Origin of the sequence: Streptomyces sp. GbtcB7 (assembly GCF_019091445.1) — a bacterium.
GTDB lineage: Bacteria > Actinomycetota > Actinomycetes > Streptomycetales > Streptomycetaceae > Streptomyces > Streptomyces mirabilis.
On the sequence record NZ_JAGXJM010000006.1, the window covers coordinates 17,804 to 31,227 of the forward strand.

Annotated in this window: 12 protein-coding genes; 8 read left to right on the top strand and 4 right to left on the bottom strand. The window is 72.7% G+C overall.

The window, feature by feature from the left end:
• Positions 1 to 4: 4 nt before the first annotated feature.
• Complete coding sequence (locus tag KVT44_RS12050; RefSeq protein ID WP_190169405.1) at positions 5 to 760, top strand: ferredoxin reductase; 756 nt, start codon at positions 5 to 7, stop codon at positions 758 to 760.
• 56 nt (positions 761 to 816) lie between these two features.
• Here KVT44_RS12050 and KVT44_RS12055 read toward each other — a convergent pair whose 3' ends face one another.
• Positions 817 to 1,650, bottom strand: a complete 834-nt coding sequence (locus tag KVT44_RS12055) for a universal stress protein (RefSeq protein WP_217567044.1) — start codon at positions 1,648 to 1,650, stop codon at positions 817 to 819.
• A gap of 244 nt (positions 1,651 to 1,894) precedes the next feature.
• On the opposite strand from KVT44_RS12055, the gene KVT44_RS12060 reads away from it, so the two are divergent.
• The 3 genes from KVT44_RS12060 to KVT44_RS12070 all read left to right on the top strand — a co-directional run bounded on the left by KVT44_RS12060 (position 1,895) and on the right by KVT44_RS12070 (position 5,865).
• Complete coding sequence (locus KVT44_RS12060; protein WP_190169403.1) at positions 1,895 to 2,479, top strand: hypothetical protein; 585 nt, start codon at positions 1,895 to 1,897, stop codon at positions 2,477 to 2,479.
• A gap of 141 nt (positions 2,480 to 2,620) precedes the next feature.
• Positions 2,621 to 4,516 carry a hypothetical protein gene (locus tag KVT44_RS12065; protein ID WP_217567045.1) on the top strand — a complete coding sequence of 632 codons (1,896 nt, stop codon included), beginning with the start codon at positions 2,621 to 2,623 and terminating at the stop codon, positions 4,514 to 4,516.
• Between the two features lie 383 nt (positions 4,517 to 4,899).
• The gene (locus tag KVT44_RS12070; RefSeq protein WP_217567046.1) at positions 4,900 to 5,865 is read left to right on the top strand and encodes an acetylxylan esterase; all 966 of its coding nucleotides are present in this window, start codon (positions 4,900 to 4,902) and stop codon (positions 5,863 to 5,865) included.
• Positions 5,866 to 5,894: 29 nt separating this feature from the next.
• Here the strand turns inward: KVT44_RS12070 and KVT44_RS12075 are convergent, their stop codons facing one another.
• Positions 5,895 to 6,944, bottom strand: a complete 1,050-nt coding sequence (locus KVT44_RS12075; RefSeq protein WP_180293120.1) for a phosphatidylinositol-specific phospholipase C domain-containing protein — start codon at positions 6,942 to 6,944, stop codon at positions 5,895 to 5,897.
• 196 nt (positions 6,945 to 7,140) lie between these two features.
• Here KVT44_RS12075 and KVT44_RS12080 point away from each other — a divergent pair, with 196 nt between their 5' ends.
• The 3 genes from KVT44_RS12080 to KVT44_RS12090 all read left to right on the top strand — a co-directional run bounded on the left by KVT44_RS12080 (position 7,141) and on the right by KVT44_RS12090 (position 10,118).
• Entirely contained in the window at positions 7,141 to 8,307 is a 1,167-nt protein-coding gene (locus KVT44_RS12080; RefSeq protein WP_217567047.1) for a serine hydrolase, read from the top strand.
• A gap of 171 nt (positions 8,308 to 8,478) precedes the next feature.
• Complete coding sequence (locus tag KVT44_RS12085; RefSeq protein WP_217567048.1) at positions 8,479 to 9,219, top strand: GntR family transcriptional regulator; 741 nt, start codon at positions 8,479 to 8,481, stop codon at positions 9,217 to 9,219.
• A 65-nt stretch (positions 9,220 to 9,284) separates the two neighbouring features.
• Positions 9,285 to 10,118 carry a carboxylesterase gene (locus tag KVT44_RS12090; protein WP_217567049.1) on the top strand — a complete coding sequence of 278 codons (834 nt, stop codon included), beginning with the start codon at positions 9,285 to 9,287 and terminating at the stop codon, positions 10,116 to 10,118.
• A 19-nt stretch (positions 10,119 to 10,137) separates the two neighbouring features.
• On the opposite strand, the gene KVT44_RS12095 is transcribed toward KVT44_RS12090, so the two are convergent.
• Positions 10,138 to 11,028 carry a class I SAM-dependent methyltransferase gene (locus KVT44_RS12095; protein WP_217567050.1) on the bottom strand — a complete coding sequence of 297 codons (891 nt, stop codon included), beginning with the start codon at positions 11,026 to 11,028 and terminating at the stop codon, positions 10,138 to 10,140.
• A gap of 54 nt (positions 11,029 to 11,082) precedes the next feature.
• Between KVT44_RS12095 and KVT44_RS12100 the strand changes: the two genes are divergently transcribed.
• Entirely contained in the window at positions 11,083 to 12,678 is a 1,596-nt protein-coding gene (locus tag KVT44_RS12100) for an alpha-amylase family glycosyl hydrolase (RefSeq protein WP_217567051.1), read from the top strand.
• On the opposite strand, the gene KVT44_RS12105 is transcribed toward KVT44_RS12100, so the two are convergent.
• A complete protein-coding gene (locus KVT44_RS12105) occupies positions 12,675 to 13,373 on the bottom strand; it encodes an alpha/beta fold hydrolase (RefSeq protein WP_217567052.1) in 699 nt (232 codons plus the stop codon). The genes KVT44_RS12100 and KVT44_RS12105 overlap by 4 nt on opposite strands.
• Positions 13,374 to 13,424 lie beyond the last annotated feature (51 nt).

A 13,424-nucleotide genomic window follows, 5' to 3' on the forward strand; every position in this document is an offset into this window, starting at 1 on the left:
GACGATGACCGACACGTTCGTACCGCCCACCCGGTTCGCCGTGCCCGGGCGGATCGCGGTGAGCAACCGGGCCGCCGCCACCTGGCAGACCGCCACGCTCACCGAGATCCGCCGGGAGACGCCGGGCGCCGCCACCTTCCGGTTCGCGGTGCCGGAGTGGACGGGGCATCTGCCCGGACAGCATCTGATGCTGCGGCTGACCGCCGAGGACGGGTACGTGGCGCAGCGTCACTACTCCCTCGCGTCGCCGCCCGACGACACCGGGCACATCGAACTCACCCTCGACCACGTCGAGGGCGGCGAGGTCTCCGGCTGGTTCCACACGGTGGCGAAGCCCGGTGACTCGGTCGAGGTGCGCGGCCCGCTCAGCGGGTTCTTCGCCTGGCCCGGCGACCGGCCCGCGCTGCTGGTCGGCGCGGGCTCCGGTGTCGTACCGCTGATGTCGATGCTGCGCCACCACCGGGCCCGCGCGCTGGACGTGCCGCTGCGGCTGCTCGTCTCCGCGCGCGGCCCCGAAGAGCTCATCTACGCGCGGGAGTACGGCGCCGAGACCACGCCCGTCTTCACGCGCACCGCCCCCGAGGGGATGGCCGTGGGACGGCTCGCGGCGGCGCATCTGGCGCCGCTGCTGGCCGAGCGGCCGCCCGGTGGGTGGGAGGCCTATGTGTGCGGCTCCAACGGGTTCGCGGAGCACGCCTCGCGGCTGCTGGTGGAGGCCGGGCAGCCGGTGGACCGCATTCGTATCGAACGCTTCGGCTGAGACGTCCTCGTCCGTCGAACCCGGTCGGCCGAGACGTCCTCACCCGTCGAACCCGGTCAGTCGTGCGGAACGACCGCCACCGGGCAACCGGCGTGCCGGATCAGCGACCGCGCGGCGCGGCCCGGGCCCCGTCCCGTGCGGCGCCCGACGACCAGCAGACCTGCCCGCGTGGACGCCTCCAGCAGACGGGGACCGGGATCGCCGTCGACGCGGTGCTCGCGGACCGTGGTCCCCGGGAACCTGTGGCGCCACGGCCGCAGTGTGCTGGTGGGCAGGGTCCACGGGTGCACCACGTGCAGCGGCGCCGAGCGCACGGCGGCCGTGTCGAAGGCGTAGCCGATCAGATCGTCGGCCGAGGCGTCCGGATCGAGTCCGAGGACGACCGGCAGGTAGGGCGCCGTACTCGGCGGTGAGCCGTCGACGACGGGCGCACGTTCGTCCTCGGGGAGTTCGCCCGCACGCACCAGGACGACCGGGCGGTCGGCGCGGGCCGCGACGCCGAGGGCGACCGAGCCGACCGGGAACCCCGCGCTCCCCGTACGGCCGCGCGTGCCGAGGACCAGCGTCTCCGCCTCGACGGCCGCGGCGAGCAGCGCCGGGACCGCCGGTGTCGCGGTGCGGCGGGCGATGATGTCCAAGGCCGGGTGGGCGTAGGAGAGTTCGATGGCGGCCCGGTCGAGCGCGGCGCGGGTGCGCCCGGCGGGAACGTCGATGTCGTCTATGTCGTCGATGTCGAAGACGCCGCCGGAAGCGGCCGGTTCGGTCCCCGCGTGCAGCAGCCGCAGGGGGAGCCGGCGGCGCTGCGCCTCGCGGGCGGCCCAGTCGGCCGCGTCCAGGCTGGATCGCGAGCCGTCGATGCCCACGGTGATCGTCCGCGTGTCGGTGCTCATGGCTCCCGCCTTCCCAGGGGGTGCGACCTCGGGCAACTGCCCTTCGTGCGGGGGTCGGTTACGCGCCAGTGCGCGTCGAGTGCTGCTGGATGGGCACAGGTCATGGTGGCTCCTGTTCGCTGCGCGGAGTGGTGCGCGGGTTCCACAGGAGGCGCGGATCAGTCACGCCGGGTGGGCCGCATCGTCCCGGTGCGGGGTCCGTTCGGCCCTCCGCGGGCGGGACCTTGGAGACGAGGAGGTGAAGATGCGTACCCGGGTACGCGGTTGGCGCTGGCGCCGCAATCCGCTGCGCCGCCGCTCGGACGTCGTCGAGGCGTGGACGGTACTGGCCGTCGCCGTGCTGTTGTTCGTCGGTGCGCCGCTGGCCGGAGCCGCTGTGGGGTGGTGGCGGTACGAGAGCGCACAGGCACGGGCGGCGACGCAGCGGGCCGAGCGGCAGCGAGTGAGCGCCGTACTCGTCGAGACCGCGCCCGCGGCGGTGCCCTCGCCGCAGGGTGCCAGGCTGTCCACGTTCCGGGTGAAGGTGCGCTGGACCGAGCCGGGCAAGGGGCCCCGGACCGGTGAGGCCCTGGTCCCCGCGGGCGGGCAGCCCGGCGACCGCGTCGCCGTCTGGCTCGATGCGCGCGGCCGGAACGTCGGTCCGCCGGTGAGCACCGGCGCGGTCTGGCAACACGCGCTGACGACGGGCGTGTCGACCGCCGCGGGGGTCGTGGCCGTCGTACTCGCCTGGCACTTCGCCGTACGGCGGATCGCCGCGCGTCGTCGTCTGGCCGAATGGGAGCGAGAGTGGGCGCGAACGGGGCCCAAGTGGCGACGGCACACGGCTTGATGACGGGGGAACCACCCGTCTTGACGGCGCGGGGTGCCACCCCTCCCGCGTCTTTTTCGCGCACCCCGTACTGCGGTCCGGCGGCGGACGCGCCTACGGTGTCGGCAGCGGCCGGTGCGCCATCGACACGGGAAGGACGCCATGCCCACGCTGATCAACCTGTGCGAGGAGCCCGACTTCTGTCTTCGGTTCGTCAACGGGGGCCCGATGGCCGACCGCGCGGTCGATTCCATACGCGCCCTGTCCCTGGCCGCGACCGCGGGCGGCGCGCTGGGTGACGTGAGGGACGCGCTGGTGGTGATCGGTGACTTCTGGGCTTCCGGGCGCACGTCCGTGCACGAGGGGGTCGAGCCGTTGCTGCGTGAGCTGTCGCGGCAGCGGGCCGCCGGACTCGCCGTGGTGGTCGGGCAGCACGGCGCGCAGTCCGTTCCGGTGGTGATCCGCAGCTCGGCCGTCCGCCTCGGCGTACCGCTGCTGACCACGACGAAGGAGCTGCGCGACTGGCACGAACTGATCCCGCGGCTGCGCGAGTACCGCTACCAGCAGGCCGAATGGCACGCCGATCAGCTCACCGCGCTGCTGAACCGGCTTCCGGACCGGCTCGCCGACGCGCGCACGGCCACGGATGCGGACACGGACGCGATGCAGCGGATCGCCGACTGGCTGGCGGCCGCGGTGGACGCCGAAGTGATGGTCAGTGATCCCCTGCGCGGTGTACTGGCCGCGGCGCCCGACGTCCTCACTCGGCAGCCCCCTCCCACCCCCTTCCCCAGGACGCGGACGGAGTCGCTCCCGCTGAGCGCCGCCGGTTCCGGCGCGGTGCTGTCGGTGACCCCCCGCCGTCCGCTCGACGACGTGCGCACCGAGTTGCTGGGGCACGCGGCGAAGGCGATGGGTCTCATCGACCGGACTCGGTTGCGGGACCAACTGGCGGAGACCCGGCGCGAGGTGCAGCTGAGCGTCCTGCAACTGCTGATGGTGGGTGAGGAGGTGGCGGCCCAGCGCGTGCTGGCCGGCCTCGCACCGGGGCTGCTGGCGACCGAGTCGGTGCGTGTCCATGTGATCGACTGCGCGCGGGAGGACCGTGAGGTGGCGCTCCGGCGGGCGGAGGACGCGCTCGCCGGACGCGCGCTGCTGGCGCGGTGCCCGGTGTTCAATCACCTGATCGTGGTCGATCCGCTCCAGACGGACGAGGACGCTCCGGGCGGTGTGTGGCACACGCTGGAGGCGGTCGTCGCCGCACTGCCCGGGCACTGCATGGGCGGCAGCCGGGTGTACGCGCTGAGCAGTGTGGCGGACGCGTACACGCAGGCGGCCGGCACCCTCGTGACGGCGCGCCGGACGGCCGGCCGGGTCGCGCTCGCCGAACAGCGTGCCGACCTGATGGACGTCCTGCCGCCGGCCACGGCCCGACGGTGGGCGGGCACACTGCTGCGCCCGGTACTCACCCTGCCGGCCGGGCAGCGCGAACAGCTCGTACGGACCCTGGAGTTGGGGCTCGAGTTCCCGCACACGGCCGTCGGCCGACTGCTCGGCATCCACCGCAACACGGTGACGCACCGCATCAGCAAGGGCTTCGGTCTGCTCGGCCTCGACCGCGGACAGGTCCTGAACCGGGTGGTGGTCTCGACGGCGCTCCAGGTCGTCGTGAAGTACGGTCATGACGCGCACTCGGCCGACCCGGCGGCGGACTTCACCGCGATGGTGTCCGCTCCGGAGGTCCGCGCCTGGGCCGACTCGTTCCTCGAGCCGCTGCGGGCCGACCGCCGCGATCTGCTGCGCACGCTCCGGGTCTGGTTGGAGAACGACATCCACACCGGGCGGACGGCCGCCGCCCTTGACATGGCGCCGGTGACGGTCCGCAGTCACCTGCGGGCCGCCGCGCCGCTGATCCAGCGCCACCTGCCGGCGGGCCCGGACGAGACGGAGGCGCTCGACGACATCGGGAACGAGCACGAGCAGGCGCTCAGCGGCGTACGCCCGTTGGCGTTCGCGCTGCACGCCGGGACCGGCCGCCCCTCCCTGCCGGCCACTTGAGCCCGCCCCTCAGCCGGCGCCGGACTGTGCACCGGTGAGGTGGCGCGCCCGCCGTCTTGTGCACCGGAACGGCTCCCGTCCGCCCCGGCGGCGCGCCCGGCGGCCCGACTGTGCACGCGTGACGTGGCACGGCGGGAAGGCGCTTCCTAGCGTGGCGCTCGCCCGCCCGACGCCGCGTCGGGGCCGGTGCGAAGGAGGTCGCCGTGAACGCCAACCGCTGGTCGCGCAAGAGTGAGGACGACCGGGCCGGGCGACGTGACTGCGGTTGGTCCGTGGCCCTGGCCCTCGGCCCCGGTGGCTGACCGAACGGAGGTCTGGCGGCCCTCCGGCGTCACACGTACGGTGTGATCATCCGCACCCGTGACGTCAAAAGGTGGTCCTTCATGGCCCTGTTCGACCTCCCCCTCGACGAACTTCGCGAATACCGCAGCGCGTCCGCCGAGCCCGAGGACTTCGACACCTTCTGGGCCAAGACCCTCCAAGAGACGCGGGAGCACGACCTCGACGCCCGCTTCGAAGCCGTCGAGACGCCGCTCAAGACGGTCAAGGTGTACGACGTGACGTTCGCCGGGTTCGGCGGGCACCCGGTCAAAGGCTGGCTCACGCTGCCCGCCTGGGCGAACTCCGCCCTGCCCACGGTGGTCGAGTTCGTCGGCTACGGCGGCGGTCGCGGCCTCTCGCACACGCATCTGCTGTGGGCCTCTGCGGGCTTCGCGCACTTCGTGATGGACACCCGTGGTCAGGGCAGCGCGTGGGGCGGCGGCGAGACCCCGGACCCGGTGGGCAGCGCGCCCGCGTACCCCGGTTACATGACCCGTGGTATCGACGCCCCCGAGAACTACTACTACCGCCGGGTGTTCACCGACGGTGTGCGCGCGGTGGAGGCGGCCCGCTCGCATCCGCTGGTCGACGCGGAGCGCGTGGCGGCCGTCGGCGGGAGTCAGGGCGGCGGGATCACGATCGCGGTGGGCGGTCTGGTCCCCGACCTGGCCGCGATCGCGCCCGACGTTCCGTTCCTGTGCGACTTCCCGCGTGCGACGACGCTGACGGACCGGCACCCGTACCGGGAGATCGGCAACTATCTCAAGACCCACCGCGGCCGCACCGAGGACGTCCTGCGCACGCTGTCCTACTTCGACGGGGTGCACTTCGCGGCGCGCGGGCGGGCGCCGGCCCTCTTCTCGGTCGCGCTGGAGGACCAGACCTGCCCGCCCTCCACGATCTTCGCGGCCTTCAACGCCTGGGACCACGAGGACAAGAAGATCGAGGTCTACGACTTCAACGACCACGAGGGCGGAGGCTCCTACCAGGAGGCGGCCAAGCTGGCCTGGCTGCCCGCGCACCTCTGACGCGGCCTTGGAGAGGTGACGGCCGGTGCTCAGCCCGCCGTGCCGCGTGGTACGACCGTCGACAGGACCGCGGGCAGGGGGTACCAGTCCGCCGAGACCACGCTGGCGTGCTGCCGGGCGAGGAGGGCGACGCGGTCCAGGGCCTGGGCCTGGGTGGGGTTGGTGGCGTCGATGGCCGGGGGCACGTTCTGGCCGTCGGTCATGACGACGAGGTAGTGCCGGTCGTCGTACCAGGCGGTGTCGATGGTGCCGTTCGCGTAGGTGGCGGCGTCGCCGTCGAAGATCACGAACCAGGGGCGGATGGTCGGGTCCGTGTAGCGGGTGCGCGGGTCGCCCGTGGCCGCGTTGTGCACGGCGGGGAAGGCGGCCGCCTCGCGCAGCCGCCCGGCCGCGGCGAGGTCGCGGAGGTAGGTGGCGTACTCGCGGTCGGTCCAGAGCGAGTCGAGGGGGTTGCCCTCCTCGACGGTTCCGGGGATCAGCTCGACCATGAACTTGCCCGCGAGGGCCGAGCGGGCGGGCCAGCCGTCGGCGCGTACGGCCGAGTCGAGGTCGGCGTGGGAGCCGACGATGTCGGCGGGGCGCAGCAGGGCGTCGCCGAGCTTCGCGGTGAGCAGGGCGTCCAGCTGGGCGGGGCCGCGGCCGTTGTTGGCCTGGAAGCCGTCCTTCATCTCGATCTTCAGCTGGATCGGCCGGTGGCCCGGGTGCGCGTCGTGCCAGGCCTTGATGTCGGACAGGCAGCCGGCGAGGTCGCGGTTGCGGGACTTGGTGCGCAGTTCGGAGGCGTTCGCCGCGTTCTCGCAGTTGTTGTCGTTGCCGATCGGGTTGCTGTGCGAGACGCGCCAGGAGGCGCCGAACACATTGGTCCACACGTCGAGTTCGAGCATTCCGGCGCCGGAGTCCAGCGCGTCGGCGAAGTACGTGTACTTGGCCTTGTCGTAGGAGTTGTGGACCCCGACCGAGGTGCTGGCGGAGTACGAGAGGTCCGCGGCGGTGGCGCCAGGGGCCGTGGTCAGGGCGAGGGCTCCCGCCGTCGCCACCGCGATCCCGGTACGCGTCAACACCCTCACATGTCTGTACATGCTCCCCTGCCTCCTGCGTCTCGGTGGTCAACCGACGTGCAGCGTAGGGGTGTTGGGTGACATCCGGAAGATCCCGCGGTGAAGGACTACGGGCAACGACGACACGTACGGAAGTCGGATGCCGTCACACCGCTTCCCTCCAGTCCGACCAGTCGGTACGTTCGGGGTCGGAGTCCCGATGGATGACGGAGGTCCCATGTCCCAGCCCGCGCCGCGTGTTCACGGCCACTGCGACGCCCGCTTCGCGGCGGTGCGCACCGCGTTCGAGGAGAACTTCCGGGATCGCGACGAGCTCGGCGCGGCCGTGACCGTCACGCTCGACGGCGAGACGGTGGTCGACCTGTGGGGCGGTTGGGCGGACGCGGCGCGCACCCGGCCCTGGGAGCGCGAGACGCTGGTCAACGTCTGGTCGACGTCCAAGGGCCCGACCTCGCTGTGCGCGCACATCCTGGCCGATCGCGGGCTGCTCGACTTCGACGCTCCGGTGGCCGCGTACTGGCCGGAGTTCGCGGCGGCGGGCAAGGAGTCCGTGCTCGTACGGCATCTGCTGTCGCACCGCGCGGGGCTGGCCGGGCTGCGCGAGCCGCACGATCTGGCCCAGCTGTGCGACTGGGAGCTGACCGTGGAGCGGCTGGCGGCGCAGGAGCCGTGGTGGGAGCCGGGGACCCGGTCCGGGTATCACGCGCTCACCTTCGGCCATCTGGTGGGAGAGGTGGTGCGGCGGGTCTCCGGGCTGCGGCCGGGCGCGTTCCTGGAGCGGGAGGTGACCGGGCCGCTCGGGATCGACTTCACCATCGGGCTGCCGGAGAAGGAGGCCGAGCGGGCGGCCGAGCTGGTGCATCCGCCGGTCGCGTCGAGCAGTGAACAGGCGGCGATCTTCGCCCAGTTGGCGCCCGCGGCGGTTGCCGCCCTCGCCAATCCGCTGGTCGGCGCCACCGAGGCCAACACGGCCCAGTGGCGGGCGGCCGAGATACCGGCGGCCAACGGCCACGGCACGGCCCGCGCGGTCGCCGCGCTGTACGGGATCTTCGCCGGGCGCGGGGCGTACGGCTCCCGGCAGGTGCTCTCCCCGGAGGCCGCGGAGCGGGTGCGCGAGGGGCAGGGCAGCTGCCGGGACCTGGTGCTCGGCGCAGGGTTCGAGCACGAGACGGAAACCGGCCTCGGGCTGTGGCTGAGCGGACCCAATGGCTCGTACGGTCCCAACCCGAGGGCTTTCGGACACGACGGCTTCGGCGGCTCCTGCGGTCTCGCCGACCCTGAGTCGGGCCTCTCCCTGGGGTACGTCATGAACCGGATGGGCCCGCACATCGCCGACGACCCAAGGAAGATGGCGCTCGTGGACGCCCTGTACAGCGCGCTCTGAGCGCGCCCGCGACGCCCGGCGGGTGCGGGCTGAAACCGGCCGAACCGTCCGACCGCTCTTCCCTCGTGGTTTAGACCAATGCTAGATCTGGTGGCGCACAGAGCCCGCACGGCTACGTTTTGTCACCACGATCAGCACGCTCACCACGGTCACCTCTCAGGAGGCGCGGACATGGCCCGCACCACCAGTCCAACCAGCACCCACCCGTCCGACCAGGAGCCCCGCTACGCGCGGATCGCCGCACAACTGCTCGGCGAACTGCGCGACGGGACGGTTCCACCCGGTGAACGACTGCCGGGAGAAAGGGAGTTGGCCACGCGCTTCGGCGTCAGCCGCGAGACGGTGCGGCAGGCGCTGCAGCGGCTGCGGCGCGACGGTCTCGTCTCCACCGACCGGCGCGGCAGCCACGCCACCCTGCCCGGCACCACCGCCGAGCACATCCCCTCGCTCGACTTCCCCGTCGGCGCGCACACCGCCGAGCCGTGCGCCGTCCACCGCGCCAGTGTCACCTGGGAGGCGCCCCCGCCCGAGCACGCCGAGGCACTGGGGCTCGCGCCGGCCCGGCCGACCCTCGTGCATCGCTACGAGTCGGCCGCGGCGGACGGCAGCGGACTGCGTACGGCCGTCACCTCGTTCTCCGCCGTCGCCGTGACCGAGGTCGAGGAACTCGCCCGCTACCGCGACCGTGCGGACGGCTCCGCGTCGGCGCAGCTGCGGCGGGCGTACGACTGGATGCGCAAGGCCGGGCTGACCCTGCACCACCGGGACGCGATCACCCGGCTCCCGCAGTCCGTGCGGGTCACCCGGCGCGTGCACGACCAGTACGACCGGCCCCTGGAGATCACCGAACTGGTGGTGGAGGCACAACAGGACGCCCTGGTCTATGAGTTCACACTGCCGGCGGCGGGGTGACACCGATCCGGGGATGCAGTCACGTGACAGATCCCAGGAGCGCCGTACGCGACTAGGTTCGAGACATGACCACCAACGACGCACAGCAGATCGAGCGGGCCAACGCCACGGGCCGCGTCCCGGTCGTCTTCGTCCACGGCCTGTGGCTGCTGCCGAGCAGCTGGGACCGGTGGACCGCGCACTTCGAGCAGGCGGGCTACGCGCCGGTCTCCCTGTCCTGGCCCGACGACCCCGACACGGTCGAGGAGGCCAACGCCCACCCGGAGGTCCTCGCCGGCAAGACGGTCGGGCAGGTCGCCGACCATCTGGAGACACTGATCGGCGGCCTGGAGAAGAAGCCGGCGGTCATCGGCCACTCCTTCGGTGGACTGCTCACCCAGATCCTCGCCGGCCGGGGCCGGTCCGCCGTCTCGGTGGCGATCGACCCGGCACCGTTCCGGGGTGTGCTGCCGCTGCCGATCTCGTCGCTGCGCTCCGCCGCGCCGGTCCTGGGCAACCCGGCCAACCGGCACCGGGCCGTCCCGCTCACCTTCGACCAGTTCCGCTACGGCTTCGCCAACGCGGTGAGCGAGGAGGAGGCCAAGGAGCTGTACGACACGTTCGCCGTACCCGCGCCGGGCGCCCCGCTCTTCCAGGCCGCCACGGCGAACTTCAACCCGTGGACCGAGGTCAAGGTCGACGCCGAGAACCCCGACCGCGGCCCGCTGCTGATCATCTCGGGCGAGAAGGACCACACCGTGCCGTGGGCGATCGCGAACGCCTCGTACAAGAAGCAGCAGCACAACCCGGGCGTCACCGAGATCACCGAGATCCCGGGCCGTGGACACGCGCTGACCATCGACCACGGCTGGCAGGAGGTCGCCGACACCGCGCTGGAGTTCGTCCGCCGCTTCGCCTGACCTCCCGCGACAGCACGGGTCAGCCGGAACCGGAAGCGGCATCCGAAGCGGCGGCGGAGGCGCCGCCGCTTCGGGTGGCCACGACCATCCGGCATCGCGGGCTGCCGTCACGCCGCCACCCGAACTCGGGCAGCGCCAGGAGCTCCACCTCGAACCCCGCCCGCGCCAGCTCCCGCTGTACGTCGCCGAGCCGGAACGCCCGGTAGTACATGACGAACGGTGGCCGCCAGACGGCGTTGCGCACCCGCATCGCCGTGTCGAAGCCCAACAGGGCCCAGTACCAGGGCGAACTCGGGCGCGGCGGGGCCGTGACGGGGAACGCGAAGCGCCCGCCCGGTCGCAGGACGGAGTGGACCTGGGCGAACAGACCCGGCAGCTCGCGCGGCAGGAAGTGCCCGAACGCGCCGAAGCTGACGACGAGGTCGAAGACGGGGCCGAAGGGCAGGGCACGCGCGTCACCCCGTACCCACGCGAGGTGCGGCGACATCCCCTGGTCCACGCCCTCGTACGATCCGGGGCTCGCCCCCGCTCGCGCGCCGGGCCGCGGGCGCGTTCGGGCGCCGGGGAGCGCGACCCCCGGCGCGTCCGCTTCCGTACGCTTCGGTCCCCCCGCACCCGTCCGCTCCCGCCCCACGGCCAGCATCCCCGCGCTGATGTCGACCCCGGTGACCCGACCCCGGCACAGTCCGCTCAGCACCTCCATGCCCGCGCCCGTGCCGCAGCACAGGTCGAGACCGTGGTCGAACGGGCCGATGGGGCCCAGTGCACGGGCCACGGAGTCGAGGATCGCGTCCGGAGTCCGGAACGGCGTGTGGTCGAACTTGGGTGCGAGCAGGTCATAGCCGTGCTCGACGGAGGACAGGGCCTGCGCGGCGAGTTCGCGGAGGGTGGGACCTTGCGGGGTGAACATCGCCCTCAGCTTAGGGGCAGCGCGCGCCCCGGGCGCCGGTCTAGGGTCCCGTTCATGACTTCGTTCCGTCCCGCCCCCGCCTGGCTGGCCGACGCCGTCTTCTACCAGATCTATCCGCAGTCCTTCGCCGACTCGAACGGCGACGGCATCGGCGACTTCAACGGGATCGCCGAGCGCCTCGACCACCTCGCGTGGCTGGGCGTGAACACCGTGTGGCTGAACCCGTGCTTCGTCTCACCGTTCCGCGACGCCGGGTACGACGTCAGCGACTACCTGGCCGTCGCGCCGCGCTACGGCTCCCTCGACGACCTGGCCAAGCTGGTCGACGAGGCCGGCCGACGCGGCATCCGGGTCCTGCTGGATCTCGTGGCAGGGCACACCTCCGACGAGCACCCGTGGTTCAACGCCGCCGCGCACGATCCGACCGACGACCGGTACATCTGGGCGGCCGAGGGCCGTCCCGACGGCTTCGTCCCCTCCCCCGGCACCCGCCCGGGCGCGTACCTGCCGAACTTCTTCGCCTTCCAGCCCGCCCTCAACTTCGGCTACGCGCGGGCGAATCCGGCCGAGCCCTGGCGCCTGCCGGTCGACGCCGAGGGGCCGCGCGCCAACCGGGCGGCGCTGCGCACGATCATGGACCACTGGCTGGGTCTCGGCCTGTCCGGCTTCCGTGTCGACATGGCCGCCTCGCTCGTCAAGGACGATCCGGACAAGACGGAAACCGCAAAGGTCTGGGCCGAGTTGCGCCACTGGCTGGACGGCGCGCATCCGGACGCGGTGCTGCTCTCGGAGTGGGGTGAGCCGGAGGTGTCCGTCCCCGCGGGCTTCCACGCGGACTTCTTCCTCCAGTTCGGCGGCCCCACCGACGGCCTCGCCCTGCGCTCGCTGTGGAGCAACGGCGAGGGGACGGTCAACGAGAGCTGGGACCCGCTCGACTGCTTCTTCGACCGGAGCGGCCGGGGTTCGCCGCGCCCCTTCCTCGAAGCCTGGGAGAAGGCGTCCACCACGCTCGGCGCGAGCGGTTTCATCTCCCTGCCCACCGCCAACCACGACTTCTCCCGCCTCAACTGCGGCCCGCGCACGCCCGAGCAACTGCCCGCCGCCTTCGCGTTCCAGCTCACCTGGCCGACACTTCCGGCGATCTACTACGGCGACGAGATCGGCATGCGCTACCTCCCGGGCCTGCCCGACCAGGAGGGCAGCGTCCTCGGCCCCCGCTACAACCGCGCGGGCTCCCGCACGCCGATGCAGTGGGACGAGGGTCCGAACGCCGGCTTCTCCACCGCCGCGCCGGACCGCCCCTACCTCCCCGTCGACCCGTCGCCCACCCGCCCGACCGTCGCCGCCCAGCGCGCCGACGAGACCTCGCTCCTCCACCTCGTACGCCGCCTCGTCACCCTGCGCACCCACACCCCGCAGCTCGGCTCCCGGGGCTCGGTGGAGGTGCTGCACGCCGGCCATCCGTTCGTGTACCTGCGCGGCGGACGGTACCTCGTGGTCATCAACCCACGGGAGCAGAAGGCGAGTTGTGCCTACGACGGTGCCCGCGCCGGGGTGCCCCTGGAGGCCGACGGGGTCACGGTGAACGGCTCCACGATCACCGCCGAGGGCTTCGCGTACGGGGTCTTCGACCTCGGCCCCGACCGCTAGTTGCCGTCCCCGCCCTCGTCCAGGAACGCGCACACCGCCTCCGTGAACTGCTGAGGCGCCGCGCTGTGGATGAGGTGTCCGACGGGGATCGTGACGACTCGCCCGCCGGGGACGCGGCGGGCGAGTTCGGCGATGCCGTCCTGGGGCACATGGCTGGCGGGTCCGCCGGCCAGCACCAGTGTGTCGGCGGTGATCCTGCTCAGTCCCTCGAGCCAGGCCGGGTCGGGCGTGTCGATCTGCCTTCTGACGGCCACCACCATGTCCCAATCGAAGGTGAGCTCGCCGTCCGGCCTGGTCGGGGTGGTCTTCTCGCGGGGCCGCGGAACCGGCACGTCCTCCAGGACGAGCCGGCTCACCCGCTCCGGTCGCTCCTGAGCGAGCAGGTAGGCCACGACCCCGCCCATGGAGTGTCCGATCAGGTCCACCGTGCCGAGCCCCACGACGTCCAGGAACCGGAGCACGTCGGCACGCATGAGTTCGAGCGAGTACTCCCCCGGCCAGTCGCTCCGCCCGTGGCCGCGCAGATCGAGGGCGTACACCCGTCGTCCGCGGGCGAGGGCGGGCATGACCTCGGCCCAGTCGGTGCTGTTCTCGCCGAGCGCGTGCAACAGGACGAGCGGCGCGGCGGACTCCTGCCCCCACACCTGACAGACGAGCCGGACCCCTCCCACATCAACCGTACGGTGATCAACCATGCGGGAGAGGATATGCGTCGGTCGTCGCCCGCCGGGCCCCGGCGTCGGACG